At 40.8% G+C, this 22,958-nt stretch carries 20 protein-coding genes and 1 pseudogene; 16 read left to right on the top strand and 5 right to left on the bottom strand.

The annotated features are described in order from the left end of the window. The first annotated feature begins 133 nt into the window (after positions 1 to 133). The 3 genes from ACE1CA_RS25530 to ACE1CA_RS25520 all read left to right on the top strand — a co-directional run bounded on the left by ACE1CA_RS25530 (position 134) and on the right by ACE1CA_RS25520 (position 3,019). Complete coding sequence (locus tag ACE1CA_RS25530) at positions 134 to 682, top strand: Uma2 family endonuclease (protein ID WP_459563706.1); 549 nt, start codon at positions 134 to 136, stop codon at positions 680 to 682. A gap of 122 nt (positions 683 to 804) precedes the next feature. Further along, positions 805 to 2,370 carry a glycosyltransferase family 39 protein gene (locus ACE1CA_RS25525; protein ID WP_413280949.1) on the top strand — a complete coding sequence of 522 codons (1,566 nt, stop codon included), beginning with the start codon at positions 805 to 807 and terminating at the stop codon, positions 2,368 to 2,370. A 241-nt stretch (positions 2,371 to 2,611) separates the two neighbouring features. After that, the gene (locus ACE1CA_RS25520; RefSeq protein WP_413280950.1) at positions 2,612 to 3,019 is read left to right on the top strand and encodes a hypothetical protein; all 408 of its coding nucleotides are present in this window, start codon (positions 2,612 to 2,614) and stop codon (positions 3,017 to 3,019) included. Positions 3,020 to 3,123: 104 nt separating this feature from the next. On the opposite strand, the gene fabG is transcribed toward ACE1CA_RS25520, so the two are convergent. Beyond that, on the bottom strand, positions 3,124 to 3,888 hold the full coding sequence (gene fabG / locus ACE1CA_RS25515) for a 3-oxoacyl-[acyl-carrier-protein] reductase (RefSeq protein ID WP_413280951.1): 765 nt from the start codon (positions 3,886 to 3,888) through the stop codon (positions 3,124 to 3,126). A 147-nt stretch (positions 3,889 to 4,035) separates the two neighbouring features. Here fabG and trxA point away from each other — a divergent pair, with 147 nt between their 5' ends. From trxA to ACE1CA_RS25500, 3 genes are all read left to right on the top strand, one after another. Continuing rightward, entirely contained in the window at positions 4,036 to 4,353 is a 318-nt protein-coding gene (gene trxA, locus ACE1CA_RS25510) for a thioredoxin (RefSeq protein WP_413280952.1), read from the top strand. A gap of 84 nt (positions 4,354 to 4,437) precedes the next feature. Then, positions 4,438 to 4,755, top strand: a complete 318-nt coding sequence (locus ACE1CA_RS25505) for a hypothetical protein (protein ID WP_413280953.1) — start codon at positions 4,438 to 4,440, stop codon at positions 4,753 to 4,755. Further along, positions 4,752 to 5,120: an aspartyl protease gene (locus tag ACE1CA_RS25500; protein ID WP_413280954.1), complete on the top strand. Its 369-nt coding sequence runs from the start codon at positions 4,752 to 4,754 to the stop codon at positions 5,118 to 5,120. The genes ACE1CA_RS25505 and ACE1CA_RS25500 overlap by 4 nt, the downstream gene beginning before the upstream one ends. 98 nt (positions 5,121 to 5,218) lie before the next feature. Here ACE1CA_RS25500 and ACE1CA_RS25495 read toward each other — a convergent pair whose 3' ends face one another. Continuing rightward, a complete protein-coding gene (locus ACE1CA_RS25495; RefSeq protein ID WP_413280955.1) occupies positions 5,219 to 6,298 on the bottom strand; it encodes a class I SAM-dependent methyltransferase in 1,080 nt (359 codons plus the stop codon). A 198-nt stretch (positions 6,299 to 6,496) separates the two neighbouring features. Here ACE1CA_RS25495 and ACE1CA_RS25490 point away from each other — a divergent pair, with 198 nt between their 5' ends. Continuing rightward, on the top strand, positions 6,497 to 7,333 hold the full coding sequence (locus ACE1CA_RS25490; protein ID WP_413280956.1) for a sulfurtransferase: 837 nt from the start codon (positions 6,497 to 6,499) through the stop codon (positions 7,331 to 7,333). Here the strand turns inward: ACE1CA_RS25490 and ACE1CA_RS25485 are convergent. Continuing rightward, positions 7,314 to 8,405 carry a hypothetical protein gene (locus ACE1CA_RS25485; RefSeq protein WP_413280957.1) on the bottom strand — a complete coding sequence of 364 codons (1,092 nt, stop codon included), beginning with the start codon at positions 8,403 to 8,405 and terminating at the stop codon, positions 7,314 to 7,316. The genes ACE1CA_RS25490 and ACE1CA_RS25485 overlap by 20 nt on opposite strands. A 337-nt stretch (positions 8,406 to 8,742) precedes the next feature. Here ACE1CA_RS25485 and ACE1CA_RS25480 point away from each other — a divergent pair, with 337 nt between their 5' ends. Further along, on the top strand, positions 8,743 to 11,049 hold the full coding sequence (locus ACE1CA_RS25480) for a FecR domain-containing protein (protein ID WP_486517537.1): 2,307 nt from the start codon (positions 8,743 to 8,745) through the stop codon (positions 11,047 to 11,049). Positions 11,050 to 11,178: 129 nt separating this feature from the next. Here the strand turns inward: ACE1CA_RS25480 and ACE1CA_RS25475 are convergent, their stop codons facing one another. Continuing rightward, a complete protein-coding gene (locus ACE1CA_RS25475) occupies positions 11,179 to 13,674 on the bottom strand; it encodes a CHASE2 domain-containing protein (RefSeq protein ID WP_413280733.1) in 2,496 nt (831 codons plus the stop codon). Between the two features lie 1,232 nt (positions 13,675 to 14,906). On the opposite strand from ACE1CA_RS25475, the gene labA reads away from it, so the two are divergent. The 6 genes from labA (at position 14,907) to ACE1CA_RS25445 (ending at position 20,810) form a co-directional block, all read left to right on the top strand. Further along, positions 14,907 to 15,425 (top strand): low amplitude/bright protein LabA, encoded by a 519-nt coding sequence (labA, locus tag ACE1CA_RS25470; protein ID WP_413280732.1) that lies wholly within the window; start codon positions 14,907 to 14,909, stop codon positions 15,423 to 15,425. A 184-nt stretch (positions 15,426 to 15,609) separates the two neighbouring features. Continuing rightward, positions 15,610 to 17,229, top strand: a complete 1,620-nt coding sequence (locus ACE1CA_RS25465; RefSeq protein ID WP_413280731.1) for a 2-isopropylmalate synthase — start codon at positions 15,610 to 15,612, stop codon at positions 17,227 to 17,229. Between the two features lie 205 nt (positions 17,230 to 17,434). After that, positions 17,435 to 17,752, top strand: a complete 318-nt coding sequence (locus ACE1CA_RS25460) for an antitoxin family protein (protein ID WP_413280730.1) — start codon at positions 17,435 to 17,437, stop codon at positions 17,750 to 17,752. Then, on the top strand, positions 17,746 to 18,213 hold the full coding sequence (locus ACE1CA_RS25455) for a type II toxin-antitoxin system VapC family toxin (protein WP_413280729.1): 468 nt from the start codon (positions 17,746 to 17,748) through the stop codon (positions 18,211 to 18,213). Before ACE1CA_RS25460 ends, ACE1CA_RS25455 begins: the two co-directional genes overlap by 7 nt. 136 nt (positions 18,214 to 18,349) lie before the next feature. Beyond that, on the top strand, positions 18,350 to 19,333 hold the full coding sequence (locus ACE1CA_RS25450; protein ID WP_413280728.1) for a serine/threonine protein kinase: 984 nt from the start codon (positions 18,350 to 18,352) through the stop codon (positions 19,331 to 19,333). A gap of 160 nt (positions 19,334 to 19,493) precedes the next feature. Further along, positions 19,494 to 20,810 carry a GUN4 domain-containing protein gene (locus tag ACE1CA_RS25445; protein WP_413280727.1) on the top strand — a complete coding sequence of 439 codons (1,317 nt, stop codon included), beginning with the start codon at positions 19,494 to 19,496 and terminating at the stop codon, positions 20,808 to 20,810. 63 nt (positions 20,811 to 20,873) lie between these two features. Here ACE1CA_RS25445 and ACE1CA_RS25440 read toward each other — a convergent pair. Beyond that, a pseudogene (locus ACE1CA_RS25440) lies at positions 20,874 to 21,719 on the bottom strand (transposase). A 286-nt stretch (positions 21,720 to 22,005) separates the two neighbouring features. Here ACE1CA_RS25440 and tnpA point away from each other — a divergent pair. Both tnpA and ACE1CA_RS25430 read left to right on the top strand, forming a co-directional pair. Beyond that, positions 22,006 to 22,419, top strand: a complete 414-nt coding sequence (gene tnpA, locus ACE1CA_RS25435; RefSeq protein ID WP_413280726.1) for an IS200/IS605 family transposase — start codon at positions 22,006 to 22,008, stop codon at positions 22,417 to 22,419. A gap of 108 nt (positions 22,420 to 22,527) precedes the next feature. Further along, positions 22,528 to 22,929: a hypothetical protein gene (locus ACE1CA_RS25430; RefSeq protein ID WP_413280725.1), complete on the top strand. Its 402-nt coding sequence runs from the start codon at positions 22,528 to 22,530 to the stop codon at positions 22,927 to 22,929. Positions 22,930 to 22,958: the final 29 nt, after the last annotated feature.

Below are 22,958 nucleotides of genomic sequence, written 5' to 3'. Positions count from 1 at the left end.
ATAGCAAATGATTAAGAAATATGCCAGAATTGTCGTAGTTGTCATACTTGTAAGATACGAATTCGCTCGCAAATTTGCCATACTAAAAATATTAAATCACCCTTGCCTTTGGGCGTTCTCAGATTTGATTACTATGATCGCTACTTACAAATGGACAATTGAAAGGTATCATCGGGCGATCGATGCAGGGCTATTTGACGATCAGCCTGTTGAGTTATTACGGGGAGATATTGTAGTTATGCCACCAGAACGAGAACTTCACGCTTACTACAATAGCGAAGTTGGCGATTACTTACGGGTATTGCTAGGAAATCGAGTCAAAATTCGTGAAGCGCACCCCATCACTTTACCCAATGACTCGGAACCGATTCCAGATTTAGCAATTGTAAAACCATTGGGAGCAGTTTATCTAGAACACCATCCCTATCCCAATGACATTTTTTGGCTGATTGAGTTTTCCAACACTACTCTTGACAAAGATTTAAACGAGAAAAAAGCAGTTTATGGCGAAGCGGGTATTGCTGAATATTGGGTAGTAAATCTTCAGGATAGGGAACTTAAAGTTTTTCGAGATTTAGAAAATGGGCGCTACACTACCGAACAAACTTTTAAAACTGGGTTTGTCTCTCCTCTTGCTTTTCCAGATGTACAAATCCAAGTACAACGACTGATGAATTCTTAGCTATAAAAATAAGAGATAAAAGCTAAATTCTTGACTCTCCCGTACTTATGGTGATATGGGCAAGCCAATTTGTGAGATAATGTCTTCTATTAATTTTTATTTTTGATGGACAATTGAAAATAGTGGCTACTTTACCTGAAAGTTACGCAGATACAAGCAAGGTGCAACAAAAAACCAACAAATTTATTAATCAGTTAGCTTTTCTAGCGATCGCATTCGGCATCATTATCCGTTTGGCGCAGTACATCAGCAATCGTTCTTTATGGGGAGATGAAGCATATATCGCTCTAAATATCGTCGATCGCTCTTACTTAGAATTACTGCAACCTTTGGATTACGATCAAGCAGCACCCCCAGGATTTTTATGGATAGAAAAACTGGCTGTACAGTTATTTGGTAACAATGAATATTCACTGCGATTATTTCCTTTAATTGCCGGAATTGTTTCTTTATTGGCACTTTATCAAATAGGAAAATGGACTGTATCGGCGATCGCTCTACCCATTAGTTTAATTTTATTTAGTTGTTTAAAATATCCCCTTTATTATGCCACCGAAGTCAAGCAATATTCTAGCGACATTATGGTAGGATTATTGCTCTGTTTACTGTTGATTCCGTTGCGCGATCGCATCCTGAAAAAAAGCAAAGTCTTCTTATTAGGATTCCTGGGAATAGTTGCAATGTGGTTTTCTCATACTGCTATTTTCCCATTAGGAGGAGTTGAATTAGCTTGCTTGATTACTAGTTCTCCTCAAAAACGAAAAGCGATCGTAATTAATCGCTTACCTGCTTATTTAATTTGGTTAATTGGTTTTGCACTTTACTACCTCTTCATCATCTCAAAATCGATAAAAAATGAATCGCTCCAATCGGCTTGGAGTCCAGAATATCCCAAAAGTATTTTTGATATTCTTTGGTTGCTAGACTCTATAGGCAGATTCTTTCATAAACCATTAGGTTTCGTTGGTGTAGCCGATGGAATTGCTATCCTGGCTTTTATCATCGGTGGCATTACTTTATATAGAAGCAACCGAATTAACTTATTAATTTTAATTTCTCCTATTTTGGCGACATTGACTGCTACTTATTTGCATAAATATCCCTTTCGGACACGCTTAATTCTGTTTTTGACTCCATATTTTATTTTAATTATTGCTGAAGGTGCAGCTTTTCTTTTGTCTCAACTTAATATTGCCAAATTTAACCAAACAAAACGACGAAATTATGTAGGAATTCTCGGAGTAATTATTAGTTGCTCCCTGATTTTACCTGCTTCATTTCAAGCTGGAAAATACTTATTTCAGCCAGAAACTAAATATGAACTTCGTCCGGTAATTGCCTATATCAAAGCGCATCAACAACCTAACGATGTACTGTTTGGTGATGGTGGAGGAGCTTCAGCACAGTTAGAATATTACGCAGGAAAATATGGTTATTCTAAGTCTCAATATGTGCTTGGTTATAATGACTTTTTGAAAAAAGAAGAAATATCTGACCAAGTTTGGTCAAACTTTCAGAAGCAATTTAATCAACTACAAAATCAACCGAGAGTGTGGTTTTTGTTCTCTGGAATTGGCTTAAAAGATAAAAGAGCAGAGATAGTTGAACCTCGGCTCGATCGCATCGGTCAAAAAATTACTTACTTCGAGCAACCAGGAGCATTCACCTATCTTTATCAGCTAAAATAATTCACACTGGCTACACCAACTCACCTCTCTTAACTTCACAAACTCCTGACGGTGTATTTGTCACTTACCCTCTAAGCAGTTCATACCAGCATCATCTAAATTCATCCTAAAGAAAGAAATTTTTGCTCCCGATCGTTACTAAAGTGAAGCTCAGAAGGGAAGATGTTACAGTTTACTTGTGGCTACCTTCCCTCTAACGGTTGCTGTAAAGTTTATGAGTTAATGGATTAGGAAAGCTCCCATGTCTGAAACTCAACCAGAACAAACAACAAATCAATCCCCAACCGTTGTAACTCCTACCGTTACAACTCCTCCTGCAAAAAAAGTAGTTCCAGCTACAACAAGCGGATTTTTAAATAATTGGAAACTGAAAGCTGGCATCATCGGTACACTTTTGGCTATCTTTGCTATTGGCATATTTACCTTAAACTTCTATTGGGTCAACATGGTGTCAACTATGGGGCTAAATAAGTGGTCTAAACTTGCCAATGCTCAACCCATCGAATGTATGATGAGGGACACTGATAATAATGGCTACGTTAGCTGTAGTGCAAAGAACTTAGAAACCAAAGCAGAGATACGTCTGGAATGTGGTGCCAGCATATTCAACATTGGTTGTCGTCTGAAATCCATCGCCAGTGAATCTTAAATGTACCCTTTTCGTTCCCAGGTTCAACCTGGGAACGCTATCTGGGAGGTTCTACCTCCCCTGCTCCAAGATTTGAAGTTTTAAAATTTAAAATCTAAAAATAGTTACGCCATTACCATCCCACCATCCACATTAAACACCTGTCCCGTGATATAAGCGGCAGCAGAATCGGCAGCTAAAAACCGCACCATACCAGCAACTTCTTCGGGTTTTCCGTAACGTCCTAAAGGAATAAATTTGAGGATTTCTTCAGATTTTAAATCGCTGGTCATATCAGTTTCAATAAATCCTGGTGCCACAGCATTTACTGTAATTCCTCGACTGGAAAATTCTTTAGCAATTGTTTTTGTAAAACCAATTACGCCAGCTTTAGCAGCACTGTAATTTGCTTGACCGGGATTACCCATTTGTCCGGCTACAGAAGTAATATTAATAATTCGACCAGAACGTTGTTTTAACATTATTTTGCTAACAGCACGAGTACAGAGGAAAACGCCTGTTAAATTCAGGTCAATTACTGCTTGCCAATCTTCAGGTTTCATGCGTAATAAAAGCGTGTCGCGGGTAATTCCGGCATTATTGACCAAAATATCAACTCGACCCCATTTTTCCGTAACAGAATTTAGGAGACTGTCTACTTGTTCAGCTTGAGAAACGTCTGCTTGCAAAGCTATTGCTTCACACCCCAAGCTGTTAATTTTGGCTACCACTTCTTCAGCTGCGCTACTGGAACTGGTGTAGTTTACTACTACGTTTGCGCCTTCTGTGGCTAAAGCTAAAGCTATGGCGCGACCAATTCCCCGTGATGCGCCAGTAACAATGGCAACTTGTCCACGTAAACGCTGAAGATTCTCTGGCAATTGTTCCATGAAAAGTTCCTTCTTGCTGTCTAAATGCAACTGTAAGTAAAAACACTGCGCTAACTATCTTAGGTTGATTCGTACCCTAATTGGACAGAATTTCTAAAATAAAGAATTAGGATGTATTTATAGTTGTGCAAAAAGTGGTTTTCTTATATGGCTACAAAACAAGAGTTCGCAAGTTTTGAAGATTTGTTAAGTCAATCGAATTTGCCTGTGTTGGTGGATTTTTATGCTGAGTGGTGTGGCCCTTGTAAATTGATGGCAAATATTTTAGAACAGGTGAATGCTCTGTTGAGCGATCGATTAAGAATTGTAAAAATTGATTCCGAGAAGTATCCTAAGTTAGCATCGCAATATCAAATTTACGCTTTGCCAACTTTAATTCTGTTTAAAAATGCCGAACCTGTAGACAGAATTGAAGGAGTGCTTCAGCCAGAACAACTAATTCAACGTTTACAAAGTTTCATTTAATTGATGGATAATTTACCTCAGCCACCTGATTCTCTAAATCGGGTGGTTTTATAATTAAGCTAATAATTTTTTGCAGGAAAGACAATGGCTGAAACTAAATCTAATCGGGTAGTACGGCGAGGTAGAATTTTCCCAGAAATCCAATGGTCTGAGGAAAGAAAAGCGCAATGGCAAGCTGAAAGCAAAGCCTTCCGTCAGCGTTGCGAAGTAATTTTTAAACGAGTGCAACCAGAGTTAATTAAAACTCATTACAACTGGTATATTGCTGTTGAACCTGAGAGTGGAGATTATTTTATCGATAAAAATGACATGGTGGCAACAAAAATGGCTCTTGAGAAATATCCTCATCGTAAGTTACACCTTTTTCGTATTAATGAAACAGGGGTTTGTGGCACGATATGACTCAGGGAAGATTTGGTGAGAGTGATGAGTTGTTTTTTGAAATTGAGTTGATTACTGGGGAAGGATTAGAGTTACCAGTTGAAGCGTTACTGGATACAGGATTTTCTGGTTGGGTAGCAATCAACTATCAAGATTTAGATGGTCTTGATTGGATTTTTGTAGAGCAACAAATAATGGGAACAGCACAAGGAGATTTTGAGTTTGAGATCTATGGGGGAAAAATTCGGATAGATGGAGAAGAATTTGATATTCCGGTTCATGTGGGGAATGGAGTTCCCGAAATTTTAATTGGTCGGCAATGGTTGAAAAGTCGGCGGTTGGTGGTGGATATGTTATCAGGTATTTTGAGTTTGGGGAATGGTTGAAAAGAGCGATCGCAACCTCTAAAAAAAATCAGTCTTATATAAAAAATTATTGGTGCGTTACACTGCGTTAACGCACCCTACAACTATAACTTAATTATTTAAACCCGTTTGCAAAGTAACCAGCGTAATTCCATTGGTGGTCTACCATTAGGTACGGGGAAAAGGTCTCTACCAGTTGACCAATTAATAAACCAACCTGTGGGAGGCCAAGCTTCTTCTGGTAAATGTTCTTTTTCAAATTCAAAAACTGGTTCGTCGGAAATTATTTCCAATGGTAAACCTTCCATTGCTGATTCTAAATCTGCTCTCGTAAACACAGATGACCAAGCAATTTCAGCCATTTCTCTAGCTATTTGATCTGGTTCATAACCATCGATAGCCAGGAAAGTGTTAAACAATAATAAACCACCAGAACGTAGTACATCACTCATTTTGGCTAGTAGAAGTCGTAGTTGGTCTGCATCACGAAAATGGGAGATTACTTCGGAAACAATTGCTAATTTATAGTGTGCGGGTCGCATTCTTACCATTGGGTCGAGAATGTTGCCTTCAGTAACTACTATTGGTAAACCTTCTGCTTCTACAGCTGCTTGAATTTGTTGTACAAAAGCGGGAGTTAATTCTACAGCGTGAACTAAATAACCCTTTCTTCCTAGTGGTAATGTGTTGCGACCTGTTCCGGCTCCTACATCTAAAATTGGTGTAGTACTAGGGTCTTGATCCATTTCTGATACCACAGATATGACTTTGGCATCTGGATGAGAACCAAATAATGGTGGTTTTCTGGTTTCTGTCCAGTTTTTATATTGGTCTACTACTGTAGAAACGGCGGTAGAAATGTTGCAAGTTAAACCCACTTCTGGCGCTTTGGCTGGTTCATATTTAATGATGACGTTAGAGTGGGGAGAAACTTCAAATCCTTGATTTAGTCTTTTCTGAAGAATCTGACGCAACTGATCTAATTCGGGTTCTGAGAAGGGTCTACCAAAGGTTTCAAAGAGTGTTCTCAGTCGCTTCATGTAATGATCTAACATGGATGGTACGCAGGGCAGTACCAATTCTCCACGCGGATAAATGCGAGTATTGAGTTTGTTGATAATGACTTTTTCTAGTACAGCCGGGTCGGTTACGAAAGGCTGTTGCTCTGTTTTTGCTGGTGTATCTTTAGAAGCGACCAAGTTGCTAGTCTCCGTTGATTGAGATCTGTCAGATTGATTTTAGATTTTAACTTAAGCTTTGACTTTAGGAGTTAAACGATCGCTTTTTCATAATCCAGCTTTCCTGTTAAGGCTGTGAGTACTGCTTGCCAACTCTACTGAAGCAAAATATACTTTAATCTGTCAATTTTATCGTAAAATTTAGCAAAACCATTGCCAATGTCTGACATTCCCTTGATTATTTCTCCTCAATGGCTATCCGAGCATCTAGAAGATCCACAAATTGTGATTGTTGATTGTCGTTTTTCTTTAGCCGATCCAGAATTAGGACGTAGACAGTATCAAACCAATCATATTCCTGGTGCATTCTATCTGGATTTAAACCAGGATCTTTCTTCACCAGTGAAAGAACATGGGGGGAGACATCCTTTACCTAATATAGAAGAGTTGGCTGAAAAATTAACAGCTATGGGGGTGTATTCTCAGGAAACTTTGGTTGTTGCTTATGATGATTCTCGGTTTGGTTTTGCGGCGCGTTTATGGTGGTTATTGCGTTATTTGGGACATGACAAAGTAGCTTTGTTAGATGGGGGATGGAAGTCTTGGGTAGCAGGTAATTATCCCGTGACAGATGGGATACCAATTGGTAAGCCAGGGAAATTTGTGGTAAATTTGCGATCGCCAATGGTTGTCGATATTGAAACAGTAAAAACTCGTAAAGATTTACCAGGAGTTGTGTTAATTGACTCCCGCGAAGGCGAACGTTACCGAGGCGAAAAAGAACCAATAGATCCGATCGCCGGACATATTCCTGGTGCTGTAAACTATCCTTGGCAACAAGTCACAGATGAACAAGGAAATGCCAAGTCACCAGAAGCACAAAAAAGTCGTTGGTCAGAGGTAGAAAATGCCGAAGAAATTATGGTTTATTGTGGTTCTGGCGTAACAGCTTGCGTCAATCTACTCTCATTAGAAATGGCGGGAATTAATCAAGGCAAACTTTACGCAGGTAGCTGGAGTGATTGGTGTTCCTATCTTAATAAATCGGAATATTGATACTGTAAGTAAGATTAAATAACCAATCATTGTAATTCAAGAAATTCTCAGTAGAATCGCCCAGACTGAAGCCAAACCTAAAAACTAATTGGTTCTGGCGATTTATGCTATAGGTAATCCGACCCAGAAACCGATTAAAATAATCTACACGCTGGACATTTGTGTAATCAGAGAGGAAAAATTGATATTCAATACCGACTTGAAAAGTTGGACGAACATAGTAACCCAAAGACATAGTTAAAAAATGAGTAAACCGACTGCGATCGTCCGGTTCAGCCAAATCCAGAGCCACATTGTAATAAGAATATAGCTCTAATTTAGGATTGAGGAAATCGCGTCGTGATAACCACAAATAGAAAAAGTTTTCTTGCAAAAAGCGATCGCCATTAGTCCGAAACAGCTGTTGATTATACCAACCAACTTCACCAAGCATCCGCGAATTTAACTGCTGACGAACACCAGTTCTAAATCGTACCAAATTATAATCAAACTGAGACTCCCTAAAATAACGAGTCAAATTACCATCCAAAGACAAACTTAACCAAGTCCTCGCACCAATCTTTGGAGTTGACCAAAATAGCAATCCCGGAGAAAATAGCGAATCCGTAACCGGATCGATACTAGAAAAAAGATTATTGCTCCGAGAAAAATTTAGGGTCGGAACCAAATACAAAACAGGCTGACGTTCCCTAGCAGGAACCCTTTGTAACTGCAACCGCAACCTACCTAATTCTGGATCGATCTCTACATTATTTTGGTCTAATGGTGTTTCCGTTTGAGCAACAGAAGAATCAGACAGATGGTTTGGTTGAACATCATCCACTGCTAAACTTTCCAGAGTCACCACACCATCAAGCTTTACTCCTGAACTTGGTATTTGCAAATCTGCTGCGGACTTACTTACCGAAGTGAAAAAAGTTTTTTCCTCAGAAATAGGCGGTGAATTAGGAACTTGATGAGGTAAACTTTGCCCAGAGAGGTCAGTAATTAAATTCTCTCTTTTCCCTAAAAAGACAGGAGTAGCAACAGCAGCATTCCATTCCCAAGACAAACAAGCAACACCACCAGACACTAAAAGAAACCAGAAATAGAGATTCTTTCTTGGCGATCGCAGCGATTTTAAGTAGTGCTGGAAAAAAAGTCTTAGCTTGCTAATAGTGGTACTCCTGTAAAAAAATTCACAGCTAAATACTGATTTGCGATTAACTCTCAACCTAAAATCACCCACAAACTTAGATTAAATTAGTATCAATACCTAAACCTTACTAAATGAATGACGCTTGAATGGTTGATTCCATGTAACCAAAAGTGTAATCAAACCAGACCCTAAAGACCTTATCTTTGTAGTATGGGGTTAAAGCCGCTATTCCAATTTACGATGGTACGGGTTTTCTTGCTGAGGTAGATCCATGTCTCAAAAATTAATTCTGCTTTTGGGCCTAATTTTATGGGGCATTACAGCCTTCTCACTACCCAAGGCAGTACGCGCCCAAACGCCTTTAACCAGAGCCGTTATTGAAAGCATACGCAATTTAGTACGGCTGATTCCACAAAGTCAAGGAGGACGAGCTGCCAGAATATACGATCGAGTCAGTCCCGGAGATTCCCTAGCTACTGGCCCTGAATCTTTAGCAGAATTACGCTTCAATGATGGTTCACTAGCCCGCATTGGACAACAAGCAGTATTTTTGTTCTTACCCAACACCCGTACTTTTCGGCTGAATAACGGTACGATGTTACTGTTGATTCCGCCCGGACGTGGTGAAACTCGGGTAAAAACGCCCAACGCTAGAGCCGGAATTCGAGGATCTGCCTTATTTGTACGTTACATTCCTGATACAAATACTACGATCGTAGGAGCACTCACAGATAGCAACATAGAAGTATTTAACGAAAGTGGTTCGCAACGAGAAGGATTAAGAGCAGGACAACTAGCAGTCATCGAAAAAGACAGAATTACAGGCATATATGATTTCGATCTCAAAACTTTTTATGAAACCAGTGAATTAACTAAAGGACTCAATCTAACTGATCTAACAAACCAAGTTGCAACCGATCCTGCTAGATTGCAAGTTCAAGCCGAAACATCCACAGCTTTTGCTGCTCAGCCTCCCATAACAGGCAGAAGTATTTTGGAAACCCCAGCTTTTGTCCGCCTTCCCACAAATAGCTCAAACCCATACCAAGTGGTGCTGCAATGCAGTGCATCTAGTGCCGCTGGAAAACAGGAGAGCCAAGCAGTAGATGAATCTTTTCGATTACAAATTTCTTTTTCTCCAACTACTAGTTCCCGGAGTACTTCAGACTGTGACCTATCATTAGTCTTTGATGAATCTAAAACTATCCTTCCTGCACAGAATCCATCTTTACAAAACAATCCACCTATATATAGAAATCCTTTAGAATCATTTCCTCCTGTTGAAACTCGAGAACTTCAGCCTAATCAATCGCCACCATCACCACCAGTAGTAACACCACCGCCACTACCACCACCCGTGATAGTGCCGCCACCAATAGTAGTAACACCGCCACCACCGCCACCACCAGTAGTAACACCACCGCCACTACCACCACCCGTGATAGTGCCACCACCAATAGTAGTAACACCGCCACCACCACCACCACCGCCACCACCGCCTGTGGTACTGCCACCACCGCCACCACCACCACCGCCTGTGGTAGTGCCACCACCACCACCACCACCGCCTGTGGTAGTGCCACCACCACCGCCACCACCGCCTGTGGTAGTGCCACCACCACCGCCACCACCGCCTGTGGTAGTGCCACCACCACCGCCACCACCGCCTGTGGTAGTGCCACCACCACCGCCACCACCGCCTGTGGTAGTGCCACCACCGCCACCACCACCACCGCCTGTGGTAGTGCCACCACCACCGCCACCACCACCACCGCCTGTGGTAGTGCCACCACCACCGCCACCACCACCACCGCCTGTGGTAGTGCCACCACCACCGCCACCACCACCACCGCCTGTGGTAGTGCCACCACCACCGCCACCACCACCGCCTGTGGTAGTGCCACCACCACCACCACCACCACCGCCTGTGGTAGTGCCACCACCGCCACCACCACCACCGCCTGTGGTAGTGCCGCCACCGCCACCGCCACCCCCTGTGGTAGTGCCACCACCACCACCGCCACCACCACCGCCACCCCCTGTGGTAGTGCCACCACCACCACCGCCACCCCCTGTGGTAGTGCCGCCACCGCCACCCCCTGTGGTAGTGCCACCACCACCACCGCCACCCCCTGTGGTAGTGCCGCCACCGCCACCCCCTGTGGTAGTGCCACCACCACCACCGCCACCCCCTGTGGTAGTGCCGCCACCGCCACCCCCTGTGGTAGTGCCGCCACCGCCACCCCCTGTGGTAGTGCCACCACCACCACCGCCACCTGTGGTAGAGCCGCCACCACCGCCACCCGTGGTAGTGCCACCACCACCGCCACCTGTGGTAGAGCCGCCACCACCGCCACCTGTGGTAGAGCCGCCACCACCCCCTGTAGTAGTGCCACCGCCACCCGTGGTAGTGCCACCGCTACCGCCACCTGTGCAACAGCCACCGTTGCCATCTCCACCTGCTCCGCCACCACCACCACCGCCGCCTATGTCGCCACCACCTGCGCCGATGCCTGCGCCGCCCGTGCAACCTCCACCGCTACCACCACCACCACCACCGCCACGTCCAGACGCTTAAAGCTGTGAGGTGTGGTGATGATGCTCGGAAAGAGAGTTAAGTAGTCTCTTTTTTGAGTTAAAAAAAGGGAAAAAGATGAATTATTCCTTTTCCCTTTTTTAAAAAGTAGCTTTTCTGATTAGAGGTAGTTTAATTGTTATTTGGTAATAAAAAGGTTTGAGAGTCAACAGACCAGTTTTTTGTGGTACTATCAACTTCTGAAAAATCTGTCATTTCTAATGAATCATTTGTCCAGTTTTTGGTTTCAATTTCCTGCTCTGAAGCATCTGTAATTTCTAGAGAAGCTTCTGTCCATGTTTTAGTAGCTTTATTTAATTCTGAGTAATCTGTTATTTCTGGTTGATTTTCAGTTGCAGAAGAGGCTTGATTAAGAGAGTTGGTTAATTTCAAAAGATCTTCTATTACTTCTGTTGTAGTCTGATACCTTTGATTAAAATCGTAATACACCATTTTGTTAACTATAGCTGCTAGTTCTGGGCTAATTTGTACTTTGTGTGTCCACAAGATTTCTCCTGTTTTTGGGTCTTGAATTAATTGTGTAGGAGAAACTCCCGTGAGGGCTTTAATTGCTGTCATTCCTAGTGCGTAAATGTCGCTGTTTGGTCTTGGTCTACCGCTACATTGTTCGTGGGGTGCATACCCTTGTGTACCAATGGCGACTGTGAAGCGAGTTGACCCCTCACTGTTTAGTACTTGAGTGCTAATTTGTTTGACTGCACCAAAATCAATGAGGACTAATTTTTGATCTGCGTGTCGTCTAATGATGTTGTTGGGCTTAATATCTCGGTGAATAACTCCGTTATTATGGACAAATTCTAATACTGTTAAGAGTTCTTTTAACATATTGATGACTTCGACTTCGGAAAGTTGTTTTCCTTGTGGTAGTTCGTCTTCTAAGGAATGTCCATCAATAAATTCTTGTACTAGGTAAAATTCTTGATTTTCTTCAAAGTAAGCTAAAAGTTGGGGTATTTGGTCGTGTTTTCCTAATCTTTCTAAGGCTTCTGCTTCTCGCGGGAATAAACGTCTAGCTAGGTCTAAATGTTTGGGGTTTTGAATATCTGGTTTGAGTTGTTTGACAACACATAAGGGATTGCCTGGTCGTTGGGTGTCTTGGGCTATGTAAGTTTCGCCAAATCCTCCTGAACCCAAAATTTTAATAATTTCGTAGCGACCACCAATTATTTTGCTGGATGATTCTTGGTCTTTGATTGGAAGTAGGTCGGCTAGCTCATCTTGTTGGCTGATAATTTGTTTAACGATCGCTGAATTTGCATATTTCTTTAAGGTTTGGTGAAGTAGGAGTTTTTTGACTTTTTGTTCGGCTGCTTCTGTGGTTGAGTAGCCAATTCCGGTAAGGACGATCGCGATCGCTGGCACAGCTGTTGGTAATGTTTTATAGCCGTGATTAAAGGCAATATAACTAATACTTCCCCAAGCAATTATGATGCCTATTGTGTAACTTATTCTATTAGTGTTACTTTTTTGTTTGCTCAGTATTATCGCTGCTCCACTAACACCTATTAATACAAATATTGCTTCGATAAATGGATTGGAAATTGCTTTGGCGAGGGCTGTTCCTTTTTGCAGGGTGGCGATCGCATTGGCATGAATTTCTATTCCTGGCATTTCTGGGGAAAATGCCGTTGGATAAAAATCTTTCAAGCTGGTATCAGTAGCTCCAACTAATACTATTTTGTCTTTAAATTCTTGACTAATATTTTTCCATTCTCTTGGATCTAATACTTGCCAAAAGGAAATTTGTTTAAATGTTCCTTTCGGGCCAAAGAAATTTATCCGATCGCCCTTGGGTGACGGGTAAGTTATTTTAGCTGCTTGCAGTGTTGCTTCAGCAAAATCAAAACCTGGTTTTTTTAGTTTTAGGTTGTCAGTAGCTTGCAGTTGATTTTGATAATTCGCAGCTAGTTTCTGACGATAGGCGTTAGTAAAACGGTGAATTTTTCCATCTGGCTCTAATAAATAATTAATTGCACCCAGAGAAATGGGATTTGTTTTTAATAATGGTAATGGTTCTACTAATTGTACCTGTAGTCCGGTAGGAGTATCGAATTCATCGTAAGCTGCTGGTAAAGTGACTCGACCTGCAAACTGCTGTAATGTTTTTTGTAAGCGGCGATCGTCTGCTGCTCCATAACTGCTGGGATCGATAAATTCTATATCTAGAGCTACAGATTTTGCTCCGGCTGCCATCAATTTATCTATTACTTCTGCATAAGCTGTTCTTTTGAAGGGAAAGCCTTGTAATGGCTCTAAACTAGCGTTATCTTTGGAATTAATTTGATATAGTTGTTTGGGGATTGATAATGTGTCATTGTCGATCGCTAAAATGACAATGTTTTCCGGTGCAGCAATCGGTCCTCTTAGTTGAAAAAATATGTTTTGAATCTCATTTTCCAGTTTTTGTACTACTTGCCCATTCATTCCTGTAGCGATCGCTGCTGCTACTGCCGACACTCCCGCAAATATGTGACCCCAACAATGAAAACGATGATTCCGTAAAGAGTTACCTTTTAATTTGGATGCAGTTAATTTGCTTTTGGCTGAAGCAAGTTCTTCAGTAGACTGCTCTAAATTACTGGAGGCTATGGTTGGGTCTAATGGCATATCTTAATCTCTCACTTTGTAGCTAATTATTCATTATTTGTAGGTTTGAAAATTTTATCTGTCGTTCTCTTATCTTAGAGTAACTACACAGTTCGTTAGTTCTTTATTACCACAGGTATATTTTACTTCACTTGACCGAGCGGCATTTTTGCCTGTTGTTGCTAAAACCTAAGTTCTGCATTTTGACCCCGCACCTTTGATAAAAATTAATCCTTTGCATAGTATAACTGCGATCGAAATATTATCTACAGGGTGCTTTTGCAAAAAAAAGTAATATTTTACACAAAAATACCAGGATAATTTGTAGCGATCGGGAATTTATTGAGACAGAATACTGGTACTTTGTTTTCTACTTATAGACTGTAGTATCAATTTTATTATCAAATGTAAAACTTAAATTTATAACTGCACTACGACTATAGTAGTAGATTCAAGCAAGTAGAATTAAAAGTATCAATCATAACTCGAAATTAGAACAGCTGTGTAGCTAATTTGCTAGTATCATCATTTGCTTAGTCAAGTGAAGCTTTACTGGAATTAACCAAAAAGTAATTTAAACAATCATTTAATTTAGACTCACATAGGATACTCGTAAAAGTCAATAGCAGTGGAAAGATAAGTGGCATCCCTCCTCTGATTCTTGAAAAAGAATAGATTGACTTCTTGACCTTGGTACACCTTCTGTCCTAACCTGACTACATACACAAGGCTGTAGTTGTGGTGAAACATAGCTAGGCTAGTATTACTTAGAAATGTTAAGAGGAAGTAACTAATGGAAAACGACTAACTTAGCCTGATTGTTAATCAAGTAGGTAAAATATATTTTTTGTCAAGTAGCTTAGTTAGTAAAATTATCTCAACTGAGTTAGAATCCTTAAACAGGTTATTCCAAGCGATCGGGTTCTCTTAGAGCTAGGCTAGAGATAGGGGAAAATTAAGTAAATTTACTAAAGGAGGAAAATATGGACTAAGAAGATTAAGGCCACACAGCAATCAATTCCATAAATTTAGTAATGTAGAGTGAAAATAGGATGAGCAGTCCTAAGCCCACTCACAGGAAGTCAGTCCACACTAGGATGCTCGATTATATAGACAATTTCTAAGCTTGAAGAAGTATAAATAAAGGTTTGACTAACTAGGAAAAGACTTCTTATTAACTTTGTTGAGGCAGAGTTGTTATAATTGAGTATTCCACTTAAATACTTTTCTACAAATTTTAGCAGTAAGTTTCTATGGCTAATTCCAGGAACCGTCTCTCTATTTTCGTAGACGGAAATAATATGTTCTACGCCCAACAAAAAAATGGTTGGTTTTTCGATCCCCGTCGTGTTTTGCAGTATTTCACTGAAAATCCAGAGATACATCTAATCAATGCTTTTTGGTATACGGGATTAAAAGATCCGCAAGATCAAAGGGGTTTTAGGGATGCGTTGATCAGTTTAGGTTACACAGTTCGGACAAAGATTCTTAAAGAGTATTACGACGATAGTTCTGGTAGATATTCACAAAAAGCTAATTTAGATATTGAAATCGTTGTTGATATGTTCAATACCGTCGATCAATACGATCAAGTGGTTTTATTTAGTGGAGATGGAGATTTTGAAAGAGCGATCGAACTTCTCCGTTCAAAAAATACTCATATCACAGTAGTTTCTACTGAAGGAATGATTGCTAGAGAATTACGAAATGCCACAGATAGATACATTGACCTAAATGATATTCGCGAACACATTGAGAAAATAGATTATTAATCTTGATGCGGTAATTGATAATAGAGGTTACGTTCAGGTCAATAATGAATGAATAAAAAATTATTAGGTAATTGGTCAATGGTAGTTGCTTGCCAAAAGTCAGTTACCTATTAATTATTCACCAATGATAAGTGACTAAAAAGTTTAACTTTCACAGATTTTCGATTACAGGAGAATCAAAACAATGAACCAAAAACCCGATCGAATTATTATCTTCGATACCACTTTGCGCGATGGCGAACAGTCTCCAGGCGCGACTTTAAACGTAGATGAAAAATTGTTGATTGCCAAGCAATTAGCACGTTTGGGAGTTGATATTATTGAAGCGGGATTTGCAGTAGCAAGTCCGGGAGATTTTGAGGCGGTAAATCGAATTGCCCAAACTGTAGGTACAGAAGATGGGCCGACTATTTGTAGTTTAGCTAGGGCGGTGAAAAAGGATATTCAAACCGCTGCGTCAGCTTTAAAACCTGCGGCAAAACCTCGAATTCACACCTTTATTGCTACTTCTGATATTCACTTGCAATATAAGTTGAAAAAGACGCGATCGGAAGTTTTAGCAATTGCCGAAGAAATGGTTGCTTATGCGAAATCTTTTGTAGATGATATAGAATTCTCCCCGGAAGATGCAGGACGAAGCGATCCAGAATTTTTGTATCAGGTGTTGGAAAGGGCGATCGCAGCTGGCGCAACTACAGTTAACATTCCCGACACCGTTGGTTACACCACACCCGCTGAATTTGGGGCGATAATTAAAGGGATTAAAGATAACGTTCCCAACATCGACAAAGCGATTATTTCCGTTCACGGACACAACGATTTAGGTTTAGCAGTTGCTAACTTTTTGGAAGCTGTAAAAAATGGTGCCAGACAATTAGAATGCACCATCAATGGTATTGGCGAACGGGCGGGAAATGCTGCTTTGGAAGAGTTAGTAATGGCGCTTCATGTAAGGCGGCAATATTACAATCCTTTCTTGGGTCGTCCAACTGATTCAGAAGCACCATTAACTAATATTGACACTCAGCAAATTTACAAAACATCGCGGTTAGTTTCTAATTTAACTGGGATGTTGGTACAACCGAATAAAGCGATCGTTGGGGCGAATGCTTTTGCCCATGAATCTGGCATTCACCAAGATGGAGTTTTGAAAAATAAACTCACTTATGAAATTATGGATGCTCAATTGATTGGTTTGAATAACAATCAAATTGTCTTGGGTAAACTTTCCGGTCGTCATGCTTTTGGGGCACGGTTGAAAGAGTTGGGAATTGAACTTTCCGAAGGTGATTTGAACAAAGCTTTCGTCAGATTTAAGGAAGTTGCTGACAAGAAGAAAGAGATTTCTGATTGGGATTTGGAAGCAATTGTTAATGATGAAATTCAGCAAGCACCTGACCTTTTTAGGGTAGAATTAGTACAGGTTTCTTGTGGTAGTAATGCTTGTCCAACGGCAACAGTAACTTTGCGAACTCCTGAAGGTCAAGAGTTGACTGATGCGGCGATCGGTACTGGCCCTGTTGATGCGGTTTATAAGGCAATTAATCGGGTGGTAAATGTGCCGAATCAGTTAATTGAGTTTTCTGTTCAGTCGGTGACTGCTGGTATTGATGCGATCGGAGAGGTTACTATTCGGTTGAAGTATGGCGATCGGATTTTCTCTGGTCATTCGGCAAATACTGATATTATTGTCGCTTCTGCTCAAGCATATATTAATGCTTTGAATCGTCTTTATGCGGCGTTGAAAAAGCAAGAGGAAGCTGGTAAAGCTGAGGGAAATACTTCTGCTGCTGCTTCTGTTTAGGTTTTGAAAGGTTAAGATTTGGGCACGAAGGGAGGTTTCCTTTCGTGCTTTTTTTTACCACAGATGTCCACAGATGAACACAGATGGTAGATGTAAGTTATCTGTTTTTGCCTGAGTTCTTTTTTAGTACGCAGATGAATGCAGATGAACGCAGATAAACGCAGATGTTGATTAGAATGGTTTTAGGCTTTCAATTAGAAAAATTATGGCTGAAATTATCGTTGCGGTTTACGAAAATGGGGTTTTACGTCCTGTAAATCCTGTGTCTTTGAAAGAGGGTGAAACTGTGCGGTTAAAAGTAGTGCCGGAAGTGTCACCGGAAGGGTCAAAAAATGAGTTAGAAGCGGCGCTTCAGTCGTTAGTTGATGAAGGGAAATTGACTCTTCCACCTAAACGTGGTCAAGTAGATATTGCTGAATTAGCAGAACGCGAACAAAAGCGGCGCGAACGGATAGAAAAAATGGGGCCAATATCAGGTAAACCTCTTTCAGAAACTATTATCGACGATCGCGGCTCGTGGTAAATGCTTATTTTCTGGATAGCAGCGCTTTAGTCAAACGGTATGTACCTGAAACGGGAACAAATTGGATTTTATCCATTACAGATCCTACTAATGGCAACTATTTAGCTATTGCTCAAATTACTTGGGTTGAAGTACTCAGCGCTTTGTCGCGCCGTCAACGAGAAGGGAGTATATCTGGCGATCGATTTGACTTAACTTTAGAAGACTTTCGCCAAGATTTTGAAAGTTTGTACCAAATTATTGAAATCGATCAAGTATTAATTGAAAGAGCAGGTCAATTAGTTGTTCAATATTCTTTAAGAGCTTATGATGCTATTCAATTAGCATCTGCTTTTTCCATGCAATCTAGTCTTTTGAAAATACCAAATACTCAATTAGTTTTTGTTAGTGCTGATGAACGTTTAATTGATATTGTTCAGAATGAAGGTTTAGTAACAGAAAATCCTAATAATTATGTTTGAGTGGTGCGATCGCGTCTAGAAAATCATCAGAATATTTTAACAATTCGCTACTTTTAATGTTGAGTTGAGATAGGTAAAATTCTTATATCTGTAGACTACACGGGACAACAATGGATTAGTCAGGCAAACTTAAAATATGGCTTTTCAACCCGGAGATAAATTAAATAACGGCAAATATACCATTGAGCGAGAGTTGGGTAAAGGGCGCTTTGGCGTAACTTACTTAGCAAAATCAAACGGTAAAGATATTGCGATCAAAACCTTAAATGAAGATTTGCTCAACCAACTAAATCAGACAGAACGTGATAACCTAGAGTCCAAGTTTGCTGACGAAGCGCGGAAGTTAGAGCGTTGCAAACATCCTCGAATTGTCAGCGTTTATGAGATATTTAAAGAAAGGCAATTATTTTGCATTGTAATGGAATACATACCTGGAACTACTCTAGGAAGTTTGATTCAGAGAATTTTGCCAGAAAAAGAAGCATTGGCTTATATTCGTCAAATTGGTGAAGCATTAATTGAGGTACATCGGCAAGGTTTGCTGCATCGGGATGTGAAACCAGATAATATTATGGTGCGGGCGGGTAAAAATGAAGTTGTACTAATTGATTTTGGATTAGCACAGGGATTCGATCATCCTCTAACTACTAAATGGAGGGATAATAATTTTACACCTCCCGAACTTAACTCTACAAAAAGAGAACGGGGAGCTTATACTGATGTTTATTCCTTAGCAGCAACCTTGTATGTTTTATTAACAGGGCAATTGCCTGTCAGTGCTTTGGATAGGCAGTTAAACAATCAACAGTTAACTCCACCAAAACAGATTAATCCTGACATTTCTGAACGCACTAATCAAGCAATTATTAATGGTATGATGCTAGACGCAAACGCACGTCCCGAAACAGTGGAAAAATGGCTTGATTCATTGGGATTGCGGCGTTCTCTGCCTTCTTTGCCAAAAACAGATGCAATGACTGTTTGGACAGCATTGGCAGCAATTGCCGGACTTGTGGCAGCAATTGTGGCTTTGATAGCTTATTTTAAACCTCCTGCGCCATCTCCTGTGGAACCATCACCAACCGCCAAGCCATCAGTACAAAGTCGCGCCTACGACTAAAGTCGTGGCTATACAGACAAAACCTGCCTTCGCAGGTTATTCTGTAGTCCGCGTAGGCGGACTTTGTTTGTGTAGGCGCGATTTCAATCGCCCAATAACTTTTCTGATGTATGAATGAAGCTGTGTAAAAATTAATCTAGTTGATGATAAAAATTATTTTATGGTTTGGGCAGATGGTCATTTGTTAGATAAAGGCAAATACCAAATAATTGGTAGACCTTTGGGAAAAGGGGGATTCGGCATTACTTACAAAGCAGTGCATACCAGGCTAAATAAACAGGTGGTGATTAAAACACCAAACGACGATCTGATCTTCGATCCAGAATACCCTAAGTTTGCTCATCGATTTATCAATGAAGCGCAAATGCTTGCCAAGCTAGGAGAATGTCCACATCCTCATATTGTGTCTGTCAGCGATTTGTTTGAAGAAGAGAATATCCATTGCTTAGTCATGGATTTTATTGATGGGGAAAGTTTGTGGGATTTGGTACGGCGAAAAGGTGCTTTACCAGAACTTGAGGCGGTTAAATATATTTGTCAAATTGGCGATGCTTTAAATGTATTGCATCAGGCGGGGTTGGTACATCGGGATGCTACGCCAATGAACATTATGCTGCGGAATAACGGTAATGCGGTGCTGATTGACTTTGGCATTGCTGGAGAAATTATTCCCCATACAGTTACTTCTATGCGTCCGATGAATGAGGCTTTTGCTCCCTACGAACAGCGAAAAGGTGTAAGATCGCCAACAGTGGATATTTATACTCTGACAGCTTCTCTGTACTATACTGTCACAGGTCAACGCCCGACACCTTGTTTAGATCGCAAGCTTGACGATGTAGGGTTAGTGCCACCAAAGCAGCATAATTCTAGTATTAGCGAGAAGTTAAATCAAGCAATTCTTCAGGGAATGGCACTGGAGGCTGAAGGTCGCCCACAATCAATCCAGAATTTGTTGGTATTACTTCAGCCAGATACAGATGATTTAAGTTCGGATAAAAGGGTAGATTACCAGAATTTACGGGATTTACTCAAGGCGGGAAATTGGCGGGAGGCGGATTTAGAAACTGCTAAAGTAATGCTTAAAGTAGCAGGAAGGGAAAAGGAAGGCTACTTAAATGTCGAACACATCGAAAATTTTCCCTGTACCGACCTTCGCACCATTGACCGACTTTGGGTAAAATACAGCAATGGGCGCTTTGGTTTTTCTGTACAAAAGCGCATTTGGGAAAGTGTCGGGGGAAAACCTGGAGAGTTAAGTTACGAGATTTACAAGAAGTTTGGCGATCGCGTAGGCTGGTATGAGATGAAAAAAGACAACTGGAAAACATACAAGGACCTCACCTTCTCCCTAAATGCCCCTGTGGGGCATCTCCCTGTAGTGTTTAAAACAAGATTGGTTAGAGGGGTGATAGAGTTCATAAGGTTTGAAATGTGGGGGAAGGGGATGGCTCTTCTCTCGCGTCGAGACTTGTAAATTGTAACCTATAAGGCTTTCCGAAAATTTTTAAGAATTGCAACAGAGGGAAATTCCTCGAAGCTATGAGGATTCTGGCTTTCCGATACCTGGCACTGAGGTCGGATAATAGGAATTAGCCTGAACAAACTTTTCTGCCACCTCTGCAATTTCCGGGTCAGTTGCTTCCCACTCGCCCCAAGGAAAGCACATCTGTCCAGGGGCGGATTTTTTGGCTTTGCATTTAATTTTCATTCCCGCTAACAGACGACTACCCCAATGATTTTTCTTGTCTGATTTTGGTTGAGGGCGGTATTTTTTACAGAAACCCCGATATTTAGCGGCGCATTCATCCAGCGTTTTACCGAGAGACAAAAAAGCAGGATGCCATTGCGTAATGCCATCATCGCCTAATCTGTCGTGAATACGGTAGCGAATGGAATTCGCGGCTACACAGACGAAACCCGCCTGCGCGGGTTGAAAAAATGGTACGATGCTAACAGGTATAGCAATATACTCAAAAATTATTTAGTCCGCGTAGGCGGACTTGGTTTGTGTAGATGCGAATTCCATTCGCCGACTTTCTCTGCGCTTATCGGTATTAGGAAAACCTGTACTGTGATAGCGTTTTTCCCAAAAATGTCCAGTCCGATTCAGCATTCGATTAAAACACATGGCAGTGTACCAATTCAACCAGTGCATAATTTTGGGTAAATCTTCTGGTTGTGCTGGTTGTAGCAAATAATGAACGTGATTGCTCATTATACAAAGAGCATAGAGTTTAAATTGGTATTTGTCCTGTGCTTTTTTAATGGCGTAAAGAAACACTTCTCGACATTCTAATCGTGTTAGGCGAAACTCGCGGTTGTTGCAGCGAGTTGTAACGTGATAGGAGTATCCGGTTTGTAGTTGGCGTGGTTGGCGTGGCATTGGTTGGTGATTAATGTGGCATTAATGCCATTTTTTCGGAGTTTGGGGCGGGGTGGCGGAGGTTGGGGGCGAATGGAATTCGCGTCTACACAGACGAAACCCGCCTACGCGGGTTCAAAAAATGGTACGATATTAACAGGTATAGCAATATACCCAAAAACTCTTTAGTCCGCGTAGGCGGACTTGGTTTGTGTAGATGCGAATTCCATTCGCCGACTTTCTTTCCATTGGTTGCAAATTCCATTCGCCCCATATTCCATTCCTCAAGGATTTAAAAGGTAAAAAAATGAGGTCAAATTTCACCCAATTGTATGTGCATTGCGTCTGGGCAACTTGGGATAGATTACCTTTAATTACACCAGATATTCAAAAGGCAATTTATGCCGCAATTATTGCCGAGTGTACCCAGATGCGATGTACAGTGATTGCTATAGGTGGAATTACCGATCATGTGCATTTGTTAACAGGATTTCCGCCCACAGTAAATATATCAGAATTAATTAAACAAGTTAAAGGTAGCTCTTCCCATTTAGTTACTCATAAAATCAAACCAGGTGAATTCTTTAAATGGCAAGGTAGTTATGGGGCATTTACAGTTAGTCATGATGTCATATATCAAGTAGTTAACTATATCCAAAATCAAGCTATTCACCATCAACAAAAATCAATGATTCCTACCTGGGAATTAAATCATCAATAACTTCTTTGAACTTTATCTTTTACAAAGGTATGGAACAACCAGCAGCGCATCAGATAGCAAATCAACAATACCCTTGGGGAGAAAGACTAAGTGAAAGTAGGAGAAATTATGATTGATTCAGAACATAAATTTTTGCAAGCATTGGATAAGTGTATAGCCTTAGCAGATATGAAAGCTAAAGCTTCTAGTTTGCCTTATGAAGCGATCGAGCTTTTTTGTGAAATTTCCCAAAAACCATCAGTAATTATCAATCTAATTTCTCACCATTCAGCCAAAGTTCAAATAGCATTGAACAGCGTTCGAGACTATGCTGCAAATGCCGATAACTGGAAAATAAATGCTTATCCCTTTGGCGTTAAAGATCACTGTAGTATTTTAGGCTTTTTTCTTCAACTTAATCGTCAACCAAATGAGTTTGAGTTCTTTAGTGGTAATTTCCAGACTCCTGAAGATGTTTCCCACCTTTTAATAGAATGGAAGGGAATAAATCTTTTTGCTTCATTCAAATAGATGAGGCTAGGATAAACTTTAACCCAAGG

Origin of the sequence: Floridaenema evergladense BLCC-F167 (assembly GCF_041929205.2) — a bacterium.
GTDB lineage: Bacteria > Cyanobacteriota > Cyanobacteriia > Cyanobacteriales > Aerosakkonemataceae > Floridanema > Floridanema evergladense.
The sequence above is the reverse complement of the archived record's forward strand: the minus strand, read 5'-3'. Positions and strand labels throughout refer to the sequence as shown.

Coding starts and splice junctions, on each gene's coding strand:
- ACE1CA_RS25530 (WP_459563706.1), top strand. CDS start 134: ATGATCGCTACTTACAAATGGACAATTGAAAGGTATCATCGGGCGATC.
- ACE1CA_RS25520 (WP_413280950.1), top strand. CDS start 2,612: ATGTCTGAAACTCAACCAGAACAAACAACAAATCAATCCCCAACCGTT.
- fabG (WP_413280951.1), bottom strand. CDS start 3,888: ATGGAACAATTGCCAGAGAATCTTCAGCGTTTACGTGGACAAGTTGCC.
- trxA (WP_413280952.1), top strand. CDS start 4,036: ATGGCTACAAAACAAGAGTTCGCAAGTTTTGAAGATTTGTTAAGTCAA.
- ACE1CA_RS25505 (WP_413280953.1), top strand. CDS start 4,438: ATGGCTGAAACTAAATCTAATCGGGTAGTACGGCGAGGTAGAATTTTC.
- ACE1CA_RS25500 (WP_413280954.1), top strand. CDS start 4,752: ATGACTCAGGGAAGATTTGGTGAGAGTGATGAGTTGTTTTTTGAAATT.
- ACE1CA_RS25490 (WP_413280956.1), top strand. CDS start 6,497: ATGTCTGACATTCCCTTGATTATTTCTCCTCAATGGCTATCCGAGCAT.
- ACE1CA_RS25480 (WP_486517537.1), top strand. CDS start 8,743: ATGTCTCAAAAATTAATTCTGCTTTTGGGCCTAATTTTATGGGGCATT.
- ACE1CA_RS25475 (WP_413280733.1), bottom strand. CDS start 13,674: ATGCCATTAGACCCAACCATAGCCTCCAGTAATTTAGAGCAGTCTACT.
- labA (WP_413280732.1), top strand. CDS start 14,907: ATGGCTAATTCCAGGAACCGTCTCTCTATTTTCGTAGACGGAAATAAT.
- ACE1CA_RS25465 (WP_413280731.1), top strand. CDS start 15,610: ATGAACCAAAAACCCGATCGAATTATTATCTTCGATACCACTTTGCGC.
- ACE1CA_RS25460 (WP_413280730.1), top strand. CDS start 17,435: ATGGCTGAAATTATCGTTGCGGTTTACGAAAATGGGGTTTTACGTCCT.
- ACE1CA_RS25450 (WP_413280728.1), top strand. CDS start 18,350: ATGGCTTTTCAACCCGGAGATAAATTAAATAACGGCAAATATACCATT.
- ACE1CA_RS25445 (WP_413280727.1), top strand. CDS start 19,494: ATGGTTTGGGCAGATGGTCATTTGTTAGATAAAGGCAAATACCAAATA.
- tnpA (WP_413280726.1), top strand. CDS start 22,006: ATGAGGTCAAATTTCACCCAATTGTATGTGCATTGCGTCTGGGCAACT.
- ACE1CA_RS25430 (WP_413280725.1), top strand. CDS start 22,528: ATGATTGATTCAGAACATAAATTTTTGCAAGCATTGGATAAGTGTATA.